This window comes from Pseudomonas sp. S2_F07 (genome assembly GCF_054668325.1).
In genome coordinates, this window is the sequence record NZ_CP162758.1 from 2,464,455 (window position 1) to 2,486,541 (window position 22,087).

Here is a 22,087-nt window from a genome sequence, read left to right on the forward strand (position 1 = left end):
ATGATAAATCAGCCGCTGTGGGACATCGAGAGACGAATCGGCCGATCCGCCTCTCGTGCAGGTGTCATGCCTTGATCGGCAGCCAGATTTCCAGCTTGCCGGTGTTGAGCTTGGGGTTGAAGTCTTCGCTGTAGCGCTCGAACTCCGGGGCCGCCAATAGCTCGTGGCCGGACTGCGGCAGCCAAGTGCCATGGATGTACTGGAAGGTTTGCGGCAGGGTGTCCAGCGATCCCTTGTGTTCAAATACCACGTACTGTTGTGGCTGAACTTCTACCCAGCGGTAGGTTTCCGGCAAGTCGTCGAGCTTGCTGATCTCGACTCCGGCGATGTAATCGAAGCCGCCCTTGCCGTCGAAATTGCAGCAGACGCCGTAGGTCACTTCGCCTTTTTGGCCCGGAATGTTCCCAATGTGGGGCTCGAGCTTTTCCCAGAGATCGGGAATGTCTTTAGTGGTCTCTTGGGTAAACCGTCCGCCAAGCCCTGCGATCAGCAGGAAGTGTCCGTGTTCAAAGCGTGGTTCCGTCACTTCGACGCGTGTTTGCTCATCCATGGCTCGACTCCTGACGCATAAAAATGGGTTCGGCTGGGAGTATAGAAGCCAAACCCGATTCGCCCAATTACAGTGCGTGCAATTGCTCGACGGCAGCGGCGCCAACAAACTCGTTGTAACCCGATAGGATCACGTAGACCGCGAAATAACAGAAGATCGCTGCCGATGCCATGTAGGAATAACGCAGCAACTTGTCCCCCAGCAACTTGCCGCCATGGCTCGCGGCAAAGCACAAGCCGGCCGACCAGAGCAGCCCGGCACAGAGGAAACCGCCGAGAAACAGTGCCGAGCTGAGCGGGCCACCGCCACCGGAGCGGGCGATCAGCGTGCCGCCCACCGCGGCGAACCAGAGAATGGCGCTGGGCGAAGACATGGCAAGAAAAATCCCGCGGAAAAATTCCTTGCGGGGGGAGTTGTTCCCGACCTCTGCCGTCTCGGCCAGCAGCGCTTCGTGGTGAATCGCCGAATAGATCATCTTCGCCGCGAAGTACACCAGCAGCGCCGAGCCACCGATCCACAACACCCAGCGCACGGTTTCGTATTGCAGCAACACGGTCATGCCGGCCAGTGCCAGTACTGCGTAGATCAGGTCGCCGACACAGGTCCCCAACCCCAGGGCAAAGCCCTGGAAATAGCCGCGCTGCATGGCCAGGGTGATCATTGCGATGTTGGCCACGCCGATATCCAGGCACAGCGAAAGGCTCAGCAAGAAGCCGCTGGTAAATTCCATCAACCCTATCCTTCGGACAAATTTGTTTACATAGAGGCTGGACAGTCTGCCACAGCTGCCCGTACATTCCGCCACAGGTCACCACTGACCTACGTCGCTCGGACGGTTCCGGGCGCTTACGTTATCCGAGGCAACAATGGCCGAACAAGGTTCGCCGCGCCGCTTTGCGCGCATAGATCGACTCCCCCCTTACGTTTTCAACATCACCGCCGAGCTGAAGATGGCCGCCCGTCGTCGTGGCGAAGACATCATCGACTTGAGCATGGGCAACCCCGACGGCGCCACGCCGCCGCACATCGTCGAAAAACTTGTGCAGGTCGCCCAGCGCGAAGACACCCATGGTTACTCCACCTCCAAGGGCATTCCGCGCCTGCGCCGGGCGATTTCCAACTGGTACAAGGACCGTTACGAGGTCGACATCGACCCGGAAAGCGAAGCCATTGTCACCATCGGTTCCAAGGAAGGCCTGGCGCACCTGATGCTGGCCACCCTCGACCAGGGCGACACCGTGCTGGTGCCGAACCCGAGCTACCCGATTCACATCTACGGTGCGGTGATTGCCGGCGCCCAGGTGCGGTCGGTGCCGCTGGTGCCAGGCGTGGATTTCTTCGCTGAACTGGAGCGGGCCATTCGCGGCTCGATCCCCAAGCCGAAGATGATGATCCTCGGCTTCCCGTCCAACCCTACCGCCCAGTGCGTGGAGCTGGACTTCTTCGAGCGGGTGATCGCCCTCGCCAAGCAGTACGACGTACTGGTGGTGCACGACCTGGCCTACGCCGACATCGTCTACGACGGCTGGAAAGCCCCGTCGATCATGCAGGTACCCGGTGCCAAGGACATTGCGGTGGAGTTTTTCACCCTGTCCAAGAGCTACAACATGGCCGGCTGGCGCATTGGCTTCATGGTCGGCAACCCGGAACTGGTCAACGCCCTGGCGCGGATCAAGAGCTACCACGACTACGGCACCTTCACCCCGCTGCAAGTGGCGGCCATCGCTGCGCTTGAAGGCGATCAGCAATGCGTGCGCGACATCGCCGAGCAGTATCGGCAGCGGCGCAACGTGCTGGTCAAGGGCCTGCATGAACTGGGCTGGATGGTGGAAAACCCGAAAGCCTCGATGTACGTCTGGGCGAAGATTCCCGAGGCTTATGCACACTTGGGTTCGCTGGAGTTCGCCAAAAAGCTGCTGGCTGAGGCCAAGGTCTGCGTCTCGCCGGGTGTTGGCTTTGGCGAGTACGGCGATGATCACGTGCGCTTTGCGCTGATCGAAAACCAGGACCGGATTCGCCAGGCCGTGCGCGGGATTCGCGGGATGTTCAGAGCGGATGGCCTAGTCACTAAGTAACACGATGACCTGTAGGAGCTGCCGCAGGCTGCGATCTTTTGATCTTGCCGTGTAGAGTCAAAAGATCGCAGCCTCGTTACACTCGGCAGCTCCTACAGGTCACCCACAAAAAAACCGCATCGCTGCGGTTTTTTTGTACCTGTCGAACCGCTTAGACGAACAGCGACAACAACAGGATAAAGCCCAGGCCAACCACGGAGAGGATGGTTTCCATCGCGGTCCAGGTCTTGAAGGTTTCGGCCACGGTCATGTTGAAGTACTGCTTGACCAGCCAGAAACCGGCGTCGTTGACGTGGGACAGGATCAGGGAGCCTGCACCGGTGGCCAGCACCAGCAGTTCACGGTTCACACCCGGGATCATCCCCACCACCGGCACCACGATGCCGGCGCCAGTGATGGTCGCCACGGTCGCCGAACCGGTGGCGATACGGATCACCGCCGCCACCAGCCAGGCCAGCAGGATCGGCGAGATCTGTGCGTTTACCGCCATGTGGCCGATCACGTCACCCACGCCACTGGTCACCAGCATCTGCTTGAAGCCGCCACCGGCACCGATGATCAGGATGATCGCGGCGGTCGGCGCGAGGCTCGCATCCAGCCATTTCATCATTTGGCTGGAACCGATGCCCTGCTTGTAGCCGAAGGTATACAGCGACAGCAGCAATGCCAGCAGCAATGCCGAAATCGGGTGACCGATCAGGTCCATGAAAGCGCGGAAGATGTTGCCATCGGGCAGCACCACGTCGGCAAACGTCTTGAGCAGCATCAGGAACACCGGCAGCAGCACGGTCACCAGCGTGATGCCGAAGCTCGGCAGTTCAGCCGAATCGGTTTCGCGCGCCAGTTGATCCACCAGCTCCTGGTTCGGATGACCGGGAATGTGCTTGGCAATGAACGTACCGAAGATCGGGCCGGCAATGATGGCGGTTGGCAACGCAACGATCAGGCCGTACAGAATGGTCTTGCCGATGTCGGCACCGAACACGCCGATGGCCAGCAACGGGCCCGGGTGCGGTGGCACCAGGCCGTGTACCGCGGACAGACCAGCCAGCAGCGGGATACCGATCTTGATGATCGACACGCCGGTGCGGCGGGCCACGATGAACACCAGCGGAATCAGCAACACGAAGCCGATTTCGAAGAACAGCGGAATGCCGACCAGGAACGCGGCGAACATCATCGCCCACTGCACCTTGTCCTTGCCGAAGGCGCGGATCAACGTCTGCGCAATCTGATCCGCACCGCCTGATTCGGCCATCATTTTGCCGAGCATCGTGCCCAGCGCGAGGATGATGCCGACAAAACCAAGCACGCCACCGAAGCCGTCCTGGAACGCCTTGATGATCGTGCCGATCGGCATGCCGGAGGTCAGCCCGAGGAAGGCTGCGGCGATGATCAGTGCGAGGAATGGGTGCAACTTGAACTTGGTGATCAGGACGATAAGCCCGATCACCGTGACCACTGCATCGAGCAGCAGGAACGTCTCGTGGGACATGCCAAACATTAGGGGTGTCTCCTGGTTGTTGTTGTTATTAAAGCGGGTTGATCAGAAGTCGTGAGGACAGCGCTGTCTTTGCAAACACAGTCATACCGCCTGCTTCAGGCCGTTCGCCTGCCACCAGGCATGAGCCTGCGCCGCCAGTTGCTCGACGCTATGGGTCGAAGCATCCAGCGCCAGGGTCAATGGCTCGCCGACGGGCGATTCGAGGGTGGCGAACTGGCTGTCGATCAGGGTCGACGGCATGAAGTGGCCTGGCCGATGGGAGACACGATCGGCGGCGACTTCGGGAGTCAACTCAAGGAACACGAAGCCCAGGCCCGGCAAGGCACTGCGCAGACGTTCGCGATAGATATGCTTGAGCGCCGAACAGGTCAGCACCGGGCGCTGGCCCTTGGCGTCGACACGGCGCAGTTCATCGCACAGGCTGTCGAGCCAGCCGGCACGGTCTTCATCGTTCAGGGGAATACCCGCGCTCATCTTTTCGATATTGGCGGCAGGGTGAAAAGAGTCGCCTTCAATGGCAGTGGCGCCGCTCAAATGGCACAGGGCCTCGCTGACGCACGTCTTGCCGCAACCGGCAACGCCCATGATGACCAGGGCGGTGATGGGATGATTCATGTAACACCTCAGCGCGCAGACAGCGCTACCTTTGCCAGTTATGACACTAGACCAAAAGCAGAAGTTGCCGACGCCTTTCTTGTCATTTTATGGGTTGCAGCAGGTTAGGTCCCGACACCAAAAAGCAAGGATCAGGCGAACCCTTGCTCACGCATTTGCAGCTGCATCGAGACAGCGCTACCTTAGTGCCTTGAATTTTGTTTGGCAAGCCGTCGATGAACACAACCAAGAACGATAAAAATACCCGCACCACTGGCCGCCCTACCCTGAACGAAGTTGCCCGACTGGCCGGCGTCAGCCCGATCACCGCCTCCCGCGCGTTGCGTGGCGTCAGCACCGTGGCCACCGAACTGGTGGAAAAGGTGCAGAAAGCGGCGCTGGAACTCAACTATGTGGTCAACCCTGCCGCCCGCGCCCTGGCCTCAGCCCAGAGCCAATCGGTGGTGGTGTTGGTGCCTTCATTATCCAATTTGCTGTTCATCGACACCCTGGAAGCCATTCATCGGGTTTTGCGCCCCAAGGGCTTCGAAGTGCTGATCGGCAACTTCCATTATTCGCGCGATGAAGAAGAAAACCTGCTGCGCAACTACATGGCCTATCAACCCCGCGGCTTGTTGCTGACGGGTTTCGACCGCACTGAAAGTTCGCGGCGGATGATCGAAGCCAGCAACATTCCGTGTGTGTACATGATGGAACTGGACAGCGCCGCCGGGCTCAATTGCGTTGGTTTTTCGCAACTGGCCGCCGGCGAAACGGCGGCCGAACACTTGCTGTCCCGCGGCCGCAAGCGCCTGGCGTACATCGGCGCGCAGCTGGACCAGCGCACCTTGCTGCGCGGCGAAGGTTTCCGCAAGGCCCTGCAAAAGGCCGGTCGGTATGACCCGGACCTGGAAGTGCTGACGCCCCGCTCCTCCTCCGTCGGCCTCGGCGGCGAGTTGTTCCTGCAACTGCTGGCCAGTCATCCGGATGTCGATGCGATCTTCTTCGGCAACGATGACCTGGCCCAGGGCGCCCTGCTTGAAGCCATGCGCTGCGGGATCAAGATCCCGGAACAAGTGGCGATCCTCGGCTTCAACGACTTGCCCATGTCCGAACACATGGTTCCGCGCCTGAGCAGCATCAACACCCCACGCGAAGCCATCGGCCGCCGCGCGGCGGAGCAGATGCTGACGCTGATGGCCGGCAACACCGTGGCCAGGCCGGTGCAGGACATGGGGTTTGAGTTGAAGGTGCGCGAGAGTACATAGTTTCCCGTCTCGCCAAGTGTAGGAGCTGCCGAAGGCTGCGATCTCTAAAAATCAAGATCAAAAGATCGCAGCCTTCGGCAGCTCCTACAATTGCATATACGCCTTTCGCGATGGAGCAGCTCAAATGGAACATACATTGAAGATTCTCGGCAAAGCCTCGTCCATCAACGTCCGAAAAGTGCTGTGGACCTGTGAGGAGCTGGGCATAACCTACGAACGCGAGGACTGGGGCAGTGGTTTTGCATCCACCCACAGCCCCGAGTTCCTGCGCTTCAATCCCAACGCACAGGTGCCGGTGATCATCGATGAGGCCGGCGTGTTGTGGGAATCCAATACCATCTGCCGCTATCTGGCCGGCAAACACCAACACCAGCACGATCTGCTGCCCGTCGAACCGGCGGCACGCGCCCGGGTTGAGCAGTGGATGGACTGGCAAGCCACCGAGCTCAATCCGTCCTGGAGCTATGCGTTCATGGCGCTGGTGCGCAAGGACCCGGAGTTCCAGGACGCCCATCGCCTGGAAGTCGGCATCCGCGGCTGGAACCAGAAAATGGGCATCCTCGAGCATCAACTCGCGACCACCAAGGCGTATGTCGCCGGGCCACGCTTTACCCTGGCCGACGTTGTCATCGGTTTGTCGGTCAACCGCTGGCTGATGACGCCGATCGACCGGCCCGACTACCCCGCCGTCGATGAGTATTTCAAACGCCTGGCGCAACACCCCGGTTTCCTGAAGCATTGCTGCAACGGCTTACCCTGAATGGCCACAGGTTGCCGCCACACACAATAAAAAAGGGTCCCTCTACCGGGACCCTCTTTCATTTGCCGCGACTAGTTCAATTGCAACGTCGAATTGAACTGACTGATCGCATCCACCACATGCCGCGAACCCTGCTGGATTTCCAGAATCACCTCCCCTGCCTCATTCGCCAATTCAACGCCGAGCCCGGTTCGACTCAGGCTCGATTGCATGCTCGACACCGCGCTGAGCGACAAATCGTGGTTCTTGCGCACCACCTCGACAATCTCCAGCGTCGCCTGACTGGTGCGTGCCGCGAGGCTGCGCACTTCATCGGCCACCACCGCAAACCCGCGCCCGTGCTCACCAGCGCGGGCCGCTTCGATTGCCGCGTTGAGCGCCAGCAGGTTGGTCTGATCGGCAATGCCGCGAATGGTCTGCACGATGGTGCCGATGATGTCGGACTGTTTGCTCACGGCGTCGATACTCAGTGCCGCCTCGTTCAAATCCCGGGAAATATCCTGGATGATCTGCACCGTCTGCTGCACCACTTCGGAACCCTTGCGCGCGCAGACGTCGTTTTGCACTGAAGTGCTGTGGGCCGATTCTGCGGCGGTTTGCAGGGTGGTCATCTGGTGGGTGATATCGCTGGCGAACTTGACCACTTTGTATAACCGCCCCTTGGCGTCGAACAACGGGTTGTAGGACGCCTCCAGGAATACCGTCTGACCCTGCTTGTTCCTGCGTTCGAAACGGTGGGAGTGATATTCGCCACGGTTAAGCGAAGCCCAGAAATTCCGGTAACCCTGGGACTCGGATTCGGCACGGTGGCAGAACAGGCTGTGATGCTGCCCCACCACTTCATTGAGCGAGTACTGCATGGTTTTCAGGAAGTTCTCGTTGGCGCTGATGACCTTGCCTTCGGGCGTGAACTCGATCACGGCCATTGAACGACCGATCGCGGCGAGCCTGCTTTCGTTTTCGTGTTCCTTGTTGATCCGTGCGGTGATGTCGGTGGCTACCTTGATCACACTTTTCACCTGCCGGTCAGGGCCCAGCACCGGCATGTAGCTGGCTTCGAGCCAGATCTCCCGGCCACTCTTGTGCAAGCGCAAAAAGGTCCCGCTCAGCGGCTCGCCCCGCGCCAGGTCACGCCACAACCTGGTGTACTCGTCGCTGCGGTAATACTGCTCCTCGCAAAAGACCCGGTGATGCTTGCCGCGCACTTCGTCGGCGCTGTAGCCCATGGCATTGCAAAAGTTTTCGTTGGCATCGATGACGGTGCCATCCGGGGTGAACTCAATCATCGCCATCGAACGACTGATCGCCGCCAACTTGGCATTGGCCTCAGTCAGCGCACAGCTGAAGCGTTCGATTTCCAGCAGGTCAGCCTTGTGATGTAGGTTGAACATGGTTGTATCACCTTCAGCGCGGTTTTTGATTGATGAAAGTTGCAGGTCTTTCACATCCACCACTACGTTCCACGGAACAGGCACACGCATCCTTCCAAAAAAGAAGGACTAGTCAGGTGATAATTGATGATCAATCGGAGGGTCCTTACAGCGACACGCTCATCAAGACATCCTTCTCTTGATAGCCCGCATGCGGGCCAGCCCTAACAGGTTCACAACAAATTCCATTTAACGGACAACTCCCTGTCACCAAGTGTTGGTGCGTTCGTTTGCGCACTCTTTCGCCAAGCCATCAACCGCCCCATCACGGCCGATATGGTTAGTTACAGCTGATCATAGACAGCAACCTTGGGCTTGCAAGGCCACTAGTCGGCCAGCATTGAGGACAAAAACGATTCAGCTGCTTGTTGGGGGTTGCCGTCCGTCGAGCATGAGAACGGCACAGGACAGCAAATTGGCGTAAGACTTGAGAACATTCGCGAGCAAGCCCGCTCCCACAGGGGTTCTTTGTTGACCACGGGATTTGTGGACACAACAGACCCAATGTGGGAGCGGGCTTGCTCGCGAAGACGGCAGCTCAAACACTGCAGAAACGTCAGAAAGCACTACAAGCTGGTACTCACCCTGGTGGCCACCTCCCCCGGCACCCAGCCCTTCCACACCTGCGGCTGCTCACGCAAAAACGCTTCGGCGACTTCACGGGGTTTCTGCCGTTTTTCACTCATCTGGCCCAGGGTCTGGTTCAACAGATCAATCGGCAGGTCGACCTTTTCGAAAAACGTCACCAGATCCGGATACTGCGCCTTGAACGGTGCCGACACGCCAATGGCCAGGCTGGCCGGCATCGAGCGCGTGCCTTTGGGGTTCGGGTTGTTGGCGTCGGCCAGGGTTTTCCAGGCTTCGGCGTCGAACGGTGGCTCGTCGAGTTTCACCAGTTTGAAGCGCCCCAGCAGCGGTGTCGGCGACCAGTAGTAGAAGAGCACTGGTTTGCCTCGGCGGATCGACGACGCTACTTCTGCGTCCAGAGCTGCACCGGAACCGGTGCGGAAGTTGACGTAGCTGGCGGTCAGGTCATAGGCCTTGAGTTTCTGGCTGTTGACGATTTCCGAAGTCCAGCCGGTCGGGCTGTTGAGGAAGCGTCCGCGGCTCGGGTCTTCAGGGTCGCGGAATACGTCTTTGTATTTCGCCAGGTCAGCAACGGACTTCAACTCCGGGGCCAACGGCTTGATGCCGCGCTCGGGATCGCCCTTGATCACGTACTCCGGCACCCACCACCCTTCGGTGGCGCCCTTGACCGTATCGCCGAGGCCAAACACCTTGCCCTCCGCCGCCGCCTTGACCCAGGCGGGGCTGCGCCCTGCCCACTCTTCACCGATGACCTGGATATCGTTTTTCGCCAGCGCCGCTTCAAGGCTGACGGTGCTGCCCGGCAGCGTGTCGGTCGGGTAGCCGTAACCTTTTTCAACGATCAGGCGCAGGATTTCGGTGATGAGGCTGCCGCTTTCCCAAGTGATGTCGCCAAAGTGGATAGGTGCCGTTTTTTCCGTGGCCGATGCGGGGTGGGACAATAGGCTCAGGGCCAGCAGCGAACTGCCGAGCAGGGTTTTGATCGATCTCATGCGGACCTCTTGTTCTGGAGGGGACGGTTCAGGGATTGGTTGGCGCTGTGCCGGTCGCACAGGGCCTGGGAGCGGCTCATGTAGTCGCTGACTGAACGCAGGGAAATGCCCAGCGCAGCGGCAATTTGCGGATAGGTCAGGCCGTCGATCCGCGACAGCAGGAAGGTCGAGCGGACTTTGCCTGGCAGCCGCTGAAGACTGCGCTCCACACGGGTCAGGGTCTGGGACAACTGAGCCAGTGCCTCCGGCGATTCGGCGTGGACCGGCTCGGCCTGTTGCAGTTGTTGAAGGTACTGGCGCTCCAGATCACCTCGACGCCAGCGCTGATAGAGCAGGCGCCGGGCGATGGTGGTGAGCAAGGCACGGGGTTCACGGATTGCCGTCAGGCTTGGGGCCTGGAGCAGTTGCACGAAGGTTTCGCCGATAATGTCTTCGACAGCGGCGGCATCGTTCAGGGACTGACGCAGTCGCGTGCAGAGCCAGTGGTAGTGGGCGCGGAACAATCCGTCCACGCACTTGCGATGAAGAATATCGGCGCCGGACATAGGGGCTCCTGGGTTAGGGGTCGCTGAATGTCCGGTGGTCCGGTGAGGCGAATCCTAGCAAGGAGCCTTATTCATTAATAATATTTAAAACTTATTTTTATATTCACTTATGGAATTAAAAATAACTCCTGACAAGCCTCTATCGCAAATCCCCATACCCCAACGTCTCAGCCTCACGCTGATAGTCGAGCACAACCTGATAGTCGCTTTCGTTGGCCGGCAGCACCTCTGGCAAACCGAGGGTTTCGGCAACCTCTGGCAGTTCGCGCAACGCCAGGTTCATCAGCTTCAGCAGCTCTTCAGCCAGTTCATCGCTGACCGTCGCGGCAGTAATGAACGGTAAGGCGGGACTGAACGCACTGCGGGCGATCACCCGCAATCCAGCCACTTCCTCTGCGGCATGGCGTGCCAGATAGGCAAAGGTAACGCTGTCGATGGCCGCCAGATCGGCAAGATCTTCGCGCAACCAGCGCAGGCTTTCTCGATGGCTGCCGCTGATTCCGACCCGGGCAAAAAAACGCCCGTCACGTTGCAGTGGCGCCAACCGGTGGCGCAGCAGGTTCATGCCGCTGTTGGAGTCCAGGCCATTGATCACGCCTCGGCTGCCGCGAAAATCCGCCAGGGTTCGCCGTGCATCATCAAGGCGCCCCAGAATCAGGCTGCAATGATTACCGCCGCTGCTGTCCGGCAGTTCATAACGAGGCCGCCCCAGCACCCGGACCTTGCCGCGCAATGCCGTCATCAGCGGATAACCGCAGGTTTGTGTCAGCAGCAAGTGCGGCGACAACCACATTTGCATCAGGGACAGGCCTTCGGTATCACGGCGGGTGCCGCCCAGATGCTCGAAGATTCGCGCCAGCCAGCGTGCGTTGGCCTGATGGATGGGGTCGGGGGCGGTGTACATCAGCAGTTCGGCAATGTGTTGGGTCATCGATATTGTCCCATGCAACGAAAATCCCCTGTGGGAGCGAGCTTGCTCGCGATGGCGTCGTGTCAGTCAACATCCATGCAATCTGTCACTCCGCTATCGCGAGCAAGCTCGCTCCCACAGTAGGTCAGTGGCGATTCAAAAAATCAGTAAAACGGATGCCTCGGGCTGTCGATGGCCTTCACTCCATGCTCACGCCACAACTGCCCATAACCCTGCACCAGGAATCCACCACTGCGCGCCAGCCATTGCTCGCGGCGGGCCCGGTAAGCGTGGGGCAAGTCGTACCAGGGCAACCCCGGCAACTCGTGATGCACCAGATGAAAATTGAGGTTGAGGAACAGCCAGCGCCACGGCCAGGCCGCTTCATTGAGCACTGTGCGTTGCTCCGGCGCGGCATGAGGTCGATGTTCATAGTAGGAACGAATCATGGCGATCGACAGCGCCGGCACACTGATCAAAAACAGGTAATGCCAAACCGGCAATACACTGAAGCTTGCGATAAACAGCAACATCAACCCGGTCATCAAGCCGTGACTCAACCACATCAGCCAGGCCTGTCGCTCGCCCGCTCTCAGGCGTTGCAGCTCTTCCCGGGCCAGCGCCAGCAAGGCCAGCGGTGCACCCAGGGCAAAGCGGCCGAGCACGGTTTTGTTCAGCCAGCACAGGCTGCGCACCAGCGGTGAACTGCCCTGCCACTGCCCGGCGCTCAGGTAACGGCTTTCCGGATCTCGACCGGGAATCGTCAGGTCCTCGTCGCGGTGATGCAGCAGATGGCTATCGCGGTACAAGGTGTACGGATACCAGACGGCAAATGGCGCGTAGCCCAGGATTTTGTTAAGGGTTGGCCAGCGCGTGGGATGGCCGTGCAGCAGTTCGTGTTGCACGGATAACCACAGCACCAGCAATGGAATCAGCAACAGCGTGCTCCACCACAAACCCAATCGATGGCTGTTCAATACGATGCCAAACCAGACGCCATACACACTGATCAACAGCAACCAGGTCGGCCATTCGGTGCGGGCGGTGAAGCGACGGCGCAGGGTTTCGATTTCTGCTTGGTGGGCGCTATCAAAGTAATGGGGCATGGCGTTGCTCAGATCGGGGACCAGTCCCCGTCTGTGCAATGACCTTGGGAAATCTTGCAGATTATTTTCAGGAGGATCGCTCCCATGTTGCATGGGAGCGATCAATCAATGCGGGATCAGTGACCGAACACGCCGACCTTCTTGGCTTTCTTGTCCGCGCGCTTTTCAATGGCGGTTTTCGCTGGTTTCTTTTTCGCCGCTTTCTTTGAATCCATACCTTTGGACATGATGCGTACTCCACTCATGGGGATGTGAGATCAGGTATACACCTATCCCGGCGCGCGCGTTCTTTTATAATCGCCCGCTTTGCACACCGACAGCCAAAGACCATGCCCGACACCCAATACGCCCTGCTCGACGAGCCGTTATGGCCATTGATGAACAAGTTCTATCGCGCTCACCAGTCATCGATGAAAGCGGTGCGCGACGCGCAGTTGTGGGTGGCCCGACGTGACCGGATTGTTGCCGTGCTGTGTTTGCGTCCGGTGTCCGGCGGGCATTGGCTGACCGGATTGCTGGTCGATCCGGCCTGTCGCGAGCAAGGGCTTGCCGCCGGGTTGATTGCGGCCGCGGTGAAGGAGTGCGAACTGCCGGTATGGCTGTTCTGCCATCCGGACTTGCGAGGGTTTTATGAGCGACGCGGGTTTACGTTCGATCCGCCGATGCCATACGCGATGGTTGAACGGTTGAGCCGCTATGCGCGCAGCAAGCCGATGATTGCGATGGGGTTGGCGCCGAAGTAACCGGGATCAAAAATGTGGGAGCGGGCTTGCTCGCGAAGGCGGTGTATCAGTCGCCAACAATGTTGACTGACCGGACCTCTTCGCGAGCAAGCCCGCTCCCACAGGGTTTTGCGGCGATTTAATCGTCCGCGCTGGGATCCAGGTCCGGGAACATCACCTCGGTGAAGCCAAACTTGCTGAAGTCGGTAATGCGCGACGGGTACAGTCGGCCGATCAGGTGATCGCACTCATGCTGCACCACCCGTGCATGAAACCCCGAGGCAAAGCGCACGATGGGTTCACCCTTGGGGTCGACGCCTTCGTAGCGAATCTGCTGATAACGCTGCACCGCGCCACGCAGGCCAGGCACGGACAGGCAGCCTTCGAAGCCCTCTTCCAGGCCCGGGCTCAGCGGTGTAATCAACGGGTTGATCAGGATCGTCTGCGGCACCGCTTCGGCATCCGGATAACGCTCGCTGTGCTCGAAGCCGAAGATCACCAGTTGCAGGTCGACGCCGATCTGCGGAGCCGCCAGGCCAACGCCCCCCACACTTTCCATGGTCTGGAACATGTCATCGATCAGTTGCCACAGCTCGGGGCTGTCGAACATTTCGACCGGTACTGGCGGGGCAATGCGCAGCAGGCGCTCATCGCCCATTTTCAGAATTTCACGAATCATGATCAGGTTTCATCAATGGTCGGTTTGTGTGAGTGATCGCGGCCCAACCCCGATACATGGTGCTTTTCCTCATGGACGGGACCATGCTCGCCAGCCACTTTTTCGCCAGGGTCCTTGCCCTCTCGCGACATGTGCTCGATCACGGCATTCATTTCCGCGCCCAGCAGCAGCACTGCGGCGGAAATGTAGAAGTACAGCAACAGCACGATGATCGCACCGATACTGCCATACATGGCGTTGTAGTTGGCGAACTCCTTGACGTACAAACCGAAGCCCAGGGACGCGATGATCCATACCACCACCGCCAGCACTGAGCCTGGGGTGATGAAGCGGAATTCCTGTTTGACGTCCGGCATGACGTAGTAGATCAACGCCACCGCGACCATCAGCAGGATCACGATCACCGGCCAGCGCGCGATGGTCCAGAGGGTGACGATGAAGTACTCAAGGCCGACCTGCGCAGCGATCCAGCTCATCACCTGTGGCCCGAGCACCATCAGTGCCGCGGCGATCAGCAGCATGCCGGCAATGCCGACGGTGTAGATGATCGACAACGGAAAGCGTTTCCACAGCGGGCGCCCTTCAACCACGTCGTAGGCGGCGTTCATCGCGCTCATCATCAGCCGCACGCCGGCGGAGGCGGTGTACAGCGCAATCACGATACCCACCGACAGCAGCCCCCCCTTGGACTGCTGAAGCTGGTCAATTACCGGGTTGACCTGCTCCAGCGCCTGGGGCGGCAATACGAGTTCCGATTGCAGGCGCAGCCAGGAGAAAAAGTCGGGCAGATGCAGGAAGCCGATCAGGGCGATCAGGAACAGAATGAACGGAAACAGCGAAAAGAGCATTTGATAGGCCAGCGCCGAGGCATAGGTCGACATCTCGTCGGCCATGAACTCGGTGACCGTGCGCATCATCACACGGTGCAGGGGCAAGCCTCTCATGTCCGGAAAAATCATTCGCGTCTCCATTCGCCGCATACGGATTGGGGTTGAAGTCGTGGCGACTCAGGGGCTGTTTTCTTTCATCAAGGTAGCCCAGTTGGCGACTTTGAAACAAATTCAGCGTGCAAGTTCAGGCTGACACAAAAACGGCCATCTGAAGATGGCCGCGTCTTCTTTTCATTTAAGACATTTCAATGCAGGAAAGTCGTTACACAAGGTTGACCGAGGGCTTTTGCGGGGAGTTTCATTTATTTCACCACGACATTTCATCGTTCAATGCAGGTTGCGCTTTATGTTTGCGGGCCAACCCCTGAGAATGCGCAACACATTCAGGCCTTGGCGCTGAAGATCCAATCCCGTAGGAACGTTATGAAACTCGATAAAAAGCAGGCCATTGCCCGCAGAAACCAGGAACTCGGCGGTGCTGTGCTTGGCGTCAACAACTGCCACTTCGCCGAACTGAACCGTAACCGCAACATCTGGTGGTTCGACCTCCCGGTGACGCGCCTTGCAATCGGTCAGTACGAGTGGATTCACCTGCTGATGCACACGCCGGCCACCGACGAACTGCTGCACCTGAAAGTGCCGACGGTGTTCCTGCGCGAGAAGCTCGAAGGCCTGGTGGTGCGCAATGAAGGCAAGCGCAAGGCGGCATTGAGCCTGGAACTGAGCGCCGACAAGGACTCCTTCCTGCAGGACATGCGCCCGGCGGGCACCAACGTCAACTTTGCACCGTTTCGCCAGTAACCCAAAAGCTAAAAGCTTCGCGAGCAAGCCCGCTCCCACATTTAACCGAGTTCCTCCAGCAAGAATGCGGTCGAATGTGGGAGCGGGCTTGCTCTGGGCGGCGTTCCGACGAAGACGGCCTGACAGGCACCAATGACTTATCAGGCATCCAAAAAAAGCCCCGCATCTGCGGGGCTTTTTGTTGATTACGCGGTGGCTTTCTTCGCGTTGATCTTCTTCAGCTCTTCATCGCGCAATTCACGACGCAGGATCTTGCCGACGTTGGTGGTCGGCAGTGCATCGCGGAACTCCACGGAGCGCGGGACCTTGTAGCCGGTGACGTTGGCGCGCATATGCTCCATCACCTGTTCCTTGGTCAGGGTAACGCCCGGCTTGGCGACGATGAAAATCTTGATCGCCTCGCCCGACTTCTCGTCCGGTACACCGATGGCCGCGCATTGCAGCACGCCCGGCAGTGTCGCCAGCACGTCTTCGAGTTCGTTCGGGTACACGTTGAAGCCGGACACCAGGATCATGTCTTTCTTGCGATCGACAATGCGCATGTAGCCATCGGTCTGGATCAGGGCGATGTCACCGGTCTTCAACCAGCCTTCGCTGTCGAGGATTTCATCCGTGGCTTCCTGGCGCTGCCAGTAACCCTTCATGACTTGCGGCCCCTTCACGCACAGCTCGCCGATTTCGCCCAGCGGCTGCTCGACACCGGCATCGTTGATGACTTTGCACAGGGTCGACGGCACTGGAATGCCAATGGTGCCGATCTGGATGTGCTGGATCGGGTTCACCGTCGCCACCGGGCTGGTTTCGGTCATGCCGTAGCCTTCGCAGATAGCGCAACCGGTCACCGCTTTCCAGCGTTCGGCCGCGGCCAGTTGCAGGGCCATACCGCCCGACAAGGTGACTTTCAGCGCGGAGAAATCCAGCTTGCGGAAGCCTTCGTTGTTGCACAGGGCCACGAAGAGCGTGTTCAGGCCGACGAAGCCGCTGAACTTCCACTTTGACAGTTCCTTGACCATCGCCGGCAGGTCGCGCGGGTTGCTGATCAGGATGTTGTGGTTGCCGATCAGCATCATCGCCATGCAATGAAAGGTGAAGGCATAGATGTGGTACAGCGGCAGTGGCGTGATCAGGATCTCGCAACCTTCATTGAGGTTGGAGCCCATCAGCGCCTTGCACTGCAGCATGTTCGCCACCAGGTTGCGGTGGGTCAGCATCGCGCCCTTGGCCACGCCGGTAGTGCCGCCGGTGTATTGCAGTACCGCGACATCGCCACTGGCCGGACTGGCTTCCGCCACTGGCTGGCCCATGCCTTTGCTGAGCACGTCGTTGAACTTGACGGCCTTGGGCAAGTGATAAGCCGGCACCATCTTCTTCACGTACTTGATGACGCTGTTGATCAGCAGACGCTTGAGCGGTGGCAACAGGTCGGCGACTTCGGTGACGATCACGTGCTTGACGCCGGTTTTCGGCACCACGGTTTCCGCCAGGTGCGCCATGTTGGCCAGGCAGACCAGGGCCTTGGCACCGGAGTCGTTGAATTGGTGTTCCATTTCCCGCGCGGTGTAGAGCGGGTTGGTGTTGACCACGATCAGCCCGGCGCGGATTGCACCGAAGACGGCTACCGGGTACTGCAACACGTTGGGCAGTTGCACGGCGATTCGATCGCCAGGCTGCAAATCGGTATGCTGTTGCAGATAAGCGGCAAACGCACCGGACAATTCGTACAGTTCACCGTAGGTGAGTGTCTTGCCCAGGTTGCTGAATGCCGGCTTGTTGGCGAAGCGTTGGCAGGATTGCTTCAACACTGCCTGAATATTCGGATACTCGTCTGGATTGATGTCGGAAGCAATCCCAGCTGGGTACTTATCCTTCCAAAAGTCTTCGATCATGGAAGCCCACTCCTCAGCAACGCGAATTCAGCACCGCATTTGATGCGATTATTATTGGTGTTTGGTCATTGGTGAATCTGGCTGATAGAAGGCCGAGAAGTCACAAAGCGCGCCGAGAGTAGCAGCTTTGCCAAGGGTCGACTAGAGCCAAAAGCGGCCTCTACGGTCACAATTGTGACTCAAGACTTGCAAGCAGTCATTTTAGAGCAAAAAACCTATAAAGCCCTGTAGCCCGCTAAAACCGGGGCTCAAAGCAAAAGATCGCAGACTTCGACAGCTCCTACAAAGAAATGCGTTCCCTGTAGGAGCTGCCGAAGGCTGCGATCTTTTGGAGCCGCGCCGGTCTCTACGACCTGCTACGCGATATCACGCAACTCCCGCCGCAAAATCTTGCCCACCGGCGTCATCGGCAGCGACTCACGCAGCACGATGTGCTTCGGGACTTTGTACGCCGTGAAGTTTTCCTTGCAGTAAGCCTTCAGCTCTTCAAGGCTGACCCCTGCTTCACGGGCCACCACGAACAACTTCACCGCCTCCCCCGACCGCTCGTCGGGCACACCGATGACCGCACAGTTGGCGACATTCGGGTGAGCCATCACCACGTCTTCGATCTCGTTCGGGTACACGTTGAAGCCCGAGACAATGATCATGTCCTTCTTGCGGTCAACGATGCGCACGAAACCGTCCGGGTCGATCACCGCAATGTCACCGGACTTGAACCAGCCCTCGGCATCCAGCACTTCGGCCGTGGCATCGGGTTTCTGCCAGTAGCCCTTCATGATCTGCGGGCCCTTGATGCACAACTCGCCGCGTTCGCCCAAAGGTTGCTCGACACCGTCATCATTGATGACTTTCAGCGTGGTGCCCGGCACTGGCAGGCCGACCGTGCCAATCCGCGACTGGTCGCCATAGGGGTTGGTGCAGGCCACCGGGGAAGTTTCGGTCAGGCCGTAACCTTCGGTGATGCGGCAACCGGTCAGTTGCTCCCAACGCTCGGCGGTGGCCTTGACCAGCGCAGTGCCACCGGAGTTGGTGAGCTTGAGGCTGGAGAAGTCCAGGGTCTTGAAGTCCGGATGATCCATCAGCGCGACGAACAGAGTGTTCAGCCCCAGCAACGCCGAGAACCGCCAGTTCTTCAGTTCCTTGATGAAGCCGGCGATGTCCCGCGGATTGGTGATCAGCACGTTGTGGTTGCCGGTCACCATCATGCACATGCAGTTCGCTGTGAAAGCATAGATGTGGTACAGCGGCAGCGGCGCGATCATCACCTCCTGGCCTTCGCGCAGCAGCGGTTGCCCGTCGCTGGCCGACTGACTGAGGCAGGCCCGTGCCTGTTGCATGTTCGCCACCAGGTTGCCGTGGGTCAGCATCGCGCCCTTGGCCAGGCCCGTGGTGCCGCCGGTGTATTGCAGCACGGCGATGTCGTCGAGGCCGACCTTCAGTGGCTTGATACCCAGGCCACGGCCCATGCGCAGCGCACTCTTGAAGGAAACGGCCTGGGGCAAGGAGTAGTCCGGGACCATCTTCTTGACTTTGCTCACCACCGTGTTGACCAGCCACCCCTTGGCGGTGGGCATCAGGTCGCCCATCTTCGCTTCGATCAGGAACTGGATATCGGTGTCGGGCAGCACTTCCTGGACTTTCTGGCCGAACATGTTCAGGTACACCAGCGCCCGGGCACCTGAATCCTTGAACTGATGACGCATTTCCCGCGCGGTGTACAGCGGGTTGGTGTTGACCACGATCAATCCGGAGCGCAAGGCTCCGAACACGGCAATCGGGTAATGCAGGACGTTGGGCATCTGCACCGCAATGCGGTCACCCGGTACCAGGTCTGTGTGGGCTTGCAGGTAGCCGGCGAAGGCTGCGCTCTGGCGTTCCAGCTCGGCGTAGGTCAGGGTCACGCCCATGTTGCTGAACGCAGGGCGGTCAGCAAACTTCTTGCAGGAACGCTCGAACACCTCGATTACCGACTTGTAGGCTCCCAGATCGATATCCAGGGGGACGCCGGCCGGGCGTTTGTCATTCCAGAAATCAGGTTGCATTGTTGTTGTCCTCTTTACCTGAATCTATCCGGGGCCACTTCTCTGTCACTTTTCAAAAAAAATGCAAAAAGCGGAGCTTCACGGACACTAGCAGTTATGACGTAGCAGGCAAATATGCCCACGGCCGTCATTGACCGTATGAATCTACTCGCCGTGGCGTAGGCTGATCAGACGCCCGGCCAAGGATGCGCTATAAACTGCAACGAGCTGTTTCAGACCAAGCAGCCTCATGCAAAGGAACCGCCATGATCCATGACACTTTCTGGCTGACCACGAGCGACCACAGCCGCCTCTTCGTCAACCAGTGGCTCCCCGACGGCAGCCTCAAGGCAATGATTCTGCTGGCCCACGGCATGGCCGAACACAGCGCTCGCTATGGTCCCCTGGCGGAAAAACTCTGTGAGCAGGGCTATGGCGTGTGTGCCCCTGACCTGCGGGGACATGGCAAAACTGCCGAAAACGGGACACTCGGACATTTCGCCGATGACGATGGCTGGTGCAAGGTCGTGAGCGACCTGGCCAGCCTCAACCAGCACATCGGCCAGCAGCACCCTGGCGTCCCGATCGTGCTGCTCGGTCACAGCATGGGCAGTTACATCGCCCAGGCCTATCTGCTGCACCACAGTGCCAGCCTGCACGGGGCAATCCTCAGCGGCTCGAACTTCCAGCCTGTGGCGCTTTATCGTGCGGCAAGGCAGATCGCCCGTCTCGAACGCCTGCGCCAGGGCCGCAAAGGACGCAGCGCCTTGATCGAATGGCTGTCGTTCGGCTCGTTCAACAACAAATTCAAACCGGCACGCACGCCGTTCGACTGGCTCAGCCGTGATCCGGCGCAGGTCGATCTGTACGTCAACGACCCGCTCTGCGGCTTTCGCTGCACCAATCAACTGTGGATCGATTTGCTCGGCGGCTTGCAGCAAATCAGCAAAGCGTCCAATCTCGCGCAGATCGACCCGGGCCTGCCGTTGCTGGTGATTGGCGGCGAATGTGATCCGGTGAGCGAAGGCAAACGTCTCAAGGATCTGGCCGACGCGTTGCGGGCGGCCGGCAGCCAGCACCTGCAACTGACCGTTTACCCGCAGGCGCGGCACGAACTGTTCAATGAGAGCAATCGCGATGAAATCATCGCCGATGTGCTGAACTGGATCGCACAGGCCTTGAGCGCTCCTCGGCCGCACCGGTCCGAATAGTTTTTTGTGGATTTTTTAATTCGTCACAGGAATTGAGACAGATGACCCAGGTTACCAACACCCCTTACGAAGCCCTCGAAGTCGGCCAGACCGCCAGTTTCAGCAAGACGGTCGAAGAGCGCGATATCCAGTTGTTCGCTGCGATGTCCGGCGACCACAACCCGGTACACCTGGATGCCGATTACGCCGCCAGCACCATGTTCAAGGAGCGCATCGCCCACGGCATGTTCAGCGGTGCGTTGATCAGCGCTGCGGTCGCCTGCGAATTGCCTGGGCCGGGGACCATCTATATCGGCCAGCAAATGAGCTTTCAGAAGCCGGTGAAGATCGGCGACACCCTGACCGTGCGCCTGGAGATCCTCGAAAAACTGCCGAAGTTTCGCGTGCGCATTGCCACTCGCGTGTTCAACCAGCGAGATGAACTGGTGGTCGATGGCGAGGCGGAGATCCTCGCGCCACGCAAGCAACAGAGCGTGACGTTGACGGAACTGCCGGCCATCAGCATCGGCTGATTGACGGGGCAAAAACAAACACTGTGGGAGCGAGCTTGCTCGCGATGAGGGCCTGACATTCAACATTGATGTTGACTGAACTGGCGCTATCGCAAGCAAGCTCGCTCCTACAGTTGTTTCAACCAGGCATTACGAACGCGCACGCGCCTGGTTACGCAGAGCCTTGACCTGATCGTGATTTCGTTGCGCGCCGTGGTACTGACGCTCAACCAGATCGCGAATGCCCACCAGGTTGTGCTTGTTGATTTTCTCCATGGCGTCCCGGTAAGCCTTCAGCGCATGGTCTTCACCGCGCTCGGCTTCATTGAGTACAGCCTCCTCGCCCTTGCCGGTGAACATCGACTTCACGTCGACCCAACGACGATGCAGGTCACCGCTGACACTGGTGGAGGTTTCCGGATCGCCACCCATCGAGCGTACGGCAGACTGCAATTCCGCGGCGGCTGTCGCACAATCGGCCGAACGCTTGATGAACAGGCTCTTGAGTTCAGGGTGCTTGATGTCTTCAGCGCAAGTCTTGAACCCGGCCTGACCGTCCTTGCTGGTTTCAATCAGGTCGTTGAGTACAGAAATCGCTTCTTTATTCATGTCGGTCATTTTCAGTTCCTCGCGGTTGATGAAAGATGCAATGAGTCGTGCACCCTGCATGCCAGTCTGGAACTGTTTACTTATTCATTATTTTTCAAACAGTTAGCCATTATCAGAAAATCTGTATCCGTTTTATTTGCATGATCTGTCATTTGGCCTGCATGCAGAATGCCTGTATTTTCCAGACTGACTGAATCAAGACGACCGATTGATGAATCCTGAAAAGCTCAAACTGCTGATCACCCGCGAAATGCCCTTTGGCAAGTACAAGGGTCGAATCATTGCCGACCTGCCCGGCCCTTACCTGAACTGGTTCGCCCGGGAAGGCTTTCCCCATGGCGAGCTGGGTGGCCTGCTGGCCCTGATGCAGGAGATCGACCACAACGGTTTGTCGGACTTGCTCGAACCGCTGCGCGCCAAACACGGCAAACCTGCCCCGCGCCACTGAACAC

At 58.9% G+C, this 22,087-nt stretch carries 22 protein-coding genes and 1 pseudogene; 8 read left to right on the top strand and 15 right to left on the bottom strand.

Annotated features, from left to right (window positions below; translation table 11 throughout):
* Positions 1-64 precede the first annotated feature (64 nt).
* Both AB4O40_RS10975 and AB4O40_RS10980 read right to left on the bottom strand, forming a co-directional pair.
* Entirely contained in the window at positions 65-550 is a 486-nt protein-coding gene (locus tag AB4O40_RS10975) for a GyrI-like domain-containing protein (RefSeq protein WP_056725912.1), read from the bottom strand.
* Between the two features lie 67 nt (positions 551-617).
* The gene (locus tag AB4O40_RS10980) at positions 618-1,280 is read right to left on the bottom strand and encodes a LysE family translocator (RefSeq protein ID WP_460054562.1); all 663 of its coding nucleotides are present in this window, start codon (positions 1,278-1,280) and stop codon (positions 618-620) included.
* A gap of 136 nt (positions 1,281-1,416) precedes the next feature.
* Here AB4O40_RS10980 and alaC point away from each other — a divergent pair, with 136 nt between their 5' ends.
* Positions 1,417-2,625, top strand: coding sequence for an alanine transaminase (alaC, locus tag AB4O40_RS10985; RefSeq protein ID WP_056725916.1), 1,209 nt, complete (start codon positions 1,417-1,419; stop codon positions 2,623-2,625).
* A 151-nt stretch (positions 2,626-2,776) separates the two neighbouring features.
* Here alaC and AB4O40_RS10990 read toward each other — a convergent pair whose 3' ends face one another.
* The gene (locus tag AB4O40_RS10990) at positions 2,777-4,129 is read right to left on the bottom strand and encodes a GntP family permease (protein ID WP_007974485.1); all 1,353 of its coding nucleotides are present in this window, start codon (positions 4,127-4,129) and stop codon (positions 2,777-2,779) included.
* 81 nt (positions 4,130-4,210) lie between these two features.
* The gene (locus AB4O40_RS10995) at positions 4,211-4,744 is read right to left on the bottom strand and encodes a gluconokinase (protein WP_414913169.1); all 534 of its coding nucleotides are present in this window, start codon (positions 4,742-4,744) and stop codon (positions 4,211-4,213) included.
* A 215-nt stretch (positions 4,745-4,959) separates the two neighbouring features.
* Here AB4O40_RS10995 and gntR point away from each other — a divergent pair, with 215 nt between their 5' ends.
* Both gntR and AB4O40_RS11005 read left to right on the top strand, forming a co-directional pair.
* Complete coding sequence (gntR, locus tag AB4O40_RS11000) at positions 4,960-5,991, top strand: HTH-type transcriptional regulator GntR (RefSeq protein WP_460054559.1); 1,032 nt, start codon at positions 4,960-4,962, stop codon at positions 5,989-5,991.
* 124 nt (positions 5,992-6,115) lie between these two features.
* Complete coding sequence (locus AB4O40_RS11005) at positions 6,116-6,751, top strand: glutathione S-transferase family protein (RefSeq protein WP_409078369.1); 636 nt, start codon at positions 6,116-6,118, stop codon at positions 6,749-6,751.
* Between the two features lie 71 nt (positions 6,752-6,822).
* On the opposite strand, the gene AB4O40_RS11010 is transcribed toward AB4O40_RS11005, so the two are convergent.
* The 6 genes and pseudogenes from AB4O40_RS11010 to AB4O40_RS11035 form a co-directional block, all read right to left on the bottom strand.
* Positions 6,823-7,362, bottom strand: a complete 540-nt coding sequence (locus AB4O40_RS11010; protein ID WP_227698141.1) for a methyl-accepting chemotaxis protein — start codon at positions 7,360-7,362, stop codon at positions 6,823-6,825.
* A gap of 57 nt (positions 7,363-7,419) precedes the next feature.
* A pseudogene (locus AB4O40_RS11015) lies at positions 7,420-8,232 on the bottom strand (PAS domain-containing protein); the annotation flags it as partial.
* A gap of 515 nt (positions 8,233-8,747) precedes the next feature.
* Positions 8,748-9,761 carry an ABC transporter substrate-binding protein gene (locus AB4O40_RS11020; protein WP_056725924.1) on the bottom strand — a complete coding sequence of 338 codons (1,014 nt, stop codon included), beginning with the start codon at positions 9,759-9,761 and terminating at the stop codon, positions 8,748-8,750.
* A complete protein-coding gene (locus AB4O40_RS11025) occupies positions 9,758-10,306 on the bottom strand; it encodes a sigma-70 family RNA polymerase sigma factor (RefSeq protein ID WP_460054556.1) in 549 nt (182 codons plus the stop codon). Before AB4O40_RS11025 ends, AB4O40_RS11020 begins: the two co-directional genes overlap by 4 nt.
* A gap of 139 nt (positions 10,307-10,445) precedes the next feature.
* Positions 10,446-11,237, bottom strand: coding sequence for a phosphate/phosphite/phosphonate ABC transporter substrate-binding protein (locus tag AB4O40_RS11030; protein ID WP_460054553.1), 792 nt, complete (start codon positions 11,235-11,237; stop codon positions 10,446-10,448).
* 143 nt (positions 11,238-11,380) lie between these two features.
* Positions 11,381-12,322: a fatty acid desaturase gene (locus AB4O40_RS11035; RefSeq protein ID WP_056725930.1), complete on the bottom strand. Its 942-nt coding sequence runs from the start codon at positions 12,320-12,322 to the stop codon at positions 11,381-11,383.
* A gap of 329 nt (positions 12,323-12,651) precedes the next feature.
* Between AB4O40_RS11035 and AB4O40_RS11040 the strand changes: the two genes are divergently transcribed.
* Positions 12,652-13,065 (top strand): GNAT family N-acetyltransferase, encoded by a 414-nt coding sequence (locus AB4O40_RS11040; protein ID WP_409078372.1) that lies wholly within the window; start codon positions 12,652-12,654, stop codon positions 13,063-13,065.
* 118 nt (positions 13,066-13,183) lie between these two features.
* Here AB4O40_RS11040 and def read toward each other — a convergent pair whose 3' ends face one another.
* Together def and AB4O40_RS11050 are read right to left on the bottom strand one after the other, a co-directional pair.
* Positions 13,184-13,723: a peptide deformylase gene (def, locus tag AB4O40_RS11045; RefSeq protein ID WP_056725933.1), complete on the bottom strand. Its 540-nt coding sequence runs from the start codon at positions 13,721-13,723 to the stop codon at positions 13,184-13,186.
* 2 nt (positions 13,724-13,725) lie between these two features.
* Complete coding sequence (locus AB4O40_RS11050; protein ID WP_056725935.1) at positions 13,726-14,682, bottom strand: YihY/virulence factor BrkB family protein; 957 nt, start codon at positions 14,680-14,682, stop codon at positions 13,726-13,728.
* Between the two features lie 354 nt (positions 14,683-15,036).
* On the opposite strand from AB4O40_RS11050, the gene AB4O40_RS11055 reads away from it, so the two are divergent.
* A complete protein-coding gene (locus AB4O40_RS11055; RefSeq protein ID WP_008054262.1) occupies positions 15,037-15,414 on the top strand; it encodes a hypothetical protein in 378 nt (125 codons plus the stop codon).
* Between the two features lie 185 nt (positions 15,415-15,599).
* On the opposite strand, the gene fadD1 is transcribed toward AB4O40_RS11055, so the two are convergent.
* Positions 15,600-17,300: a long-chain-fatty-acid--CoA ligase FadD1 gene (gene fadD1 / locus AB4O40_RS11060; RefSeq protein WP_056725937.1), complete on the bottom strand. Its 1,701-nt coding sequence runs from the start codon at positions 17,298-17,300 to the stop codon at positions 15,600-15,602.
* Between the two features lie 356 nt (positions 17,301-17,656).
* Positions 17,657-19,345: a long-chain-fatty-acid--CoA ligase FadD2 gene (gene fadD2 / locus AB4O40_RS11065; RefSeq protein ID WP_056725939.1), complete on the bottom strand. Its 1,689-nt coding sequence runs from the start codon at positions 19,343-19,345 to the stop codon at positions 17,657-17,659.
* Positions 19,346-19,590: 245 nt separating this feature from the next.
* Here fadD2 and AB4O40_RS11070 point away from each other — a divergent pair, with 245 nt between their 5' ends.
* Both AB4O40_RS11070 and AB4O40_RS11075 read left to right on the top strand, forming a co-directional pair.
* Positions 19,591-20,535, top strand: a complete 945-nt coding sequence (locus AB4O40_RS11070) for an alpha/beta hydrolase (RefSeq protein WP_056725941.1) — start codon at positions 19,591-19,593, stop codon at positions 20,533-20,535.
* Between the two features lie 41 nt (positions 20,536-20,576).
* The gene (locus AB4O40_RS11075) at positions 20,577-21,047 is read left to right on the top strand and encodes a MaoC family dehydratase (protein WP_056725943.1); all 471 of its coding nucleotides are present in this window, start codon (positions 20,577-20,579) and stop codon (positions 21,045-21,047) included.
* Between the two features lie 129 nt (positions 21,048-21,176).
* On the opposite strand, the gene AB4O40_RS11080 is transcribed toward AB4O40_RS11075, so the two are convergent.
* Positions 21,177-21,644, bottom strand: a complete 468-nt coding sequence (locus AB4O40_RS11080; RefSeq protein WP_056726325.1) for a ferritin-like domain-containing protein — start codon at positions 21,642-21,644, stop codon at positions 21,177-21,179.
* Positions 21,645-21,846: 202 nt separating this feature from the next.
* On the opposite strand from AB4O40_RS11080, the gene AB4O40_RS11085 reads away from it, so the two are divergent.
* Entirely contained in the window at positions 21,847-22,083 is a 237-nt protein-coding gene (locus AB4O40_RS11085) for a DUF3820 family protein (protein WP_460054545.1), read from the top strand.
* The last annotated feature ends 4 nt before the right edge of the window (positions 22,084-22,087 follow it).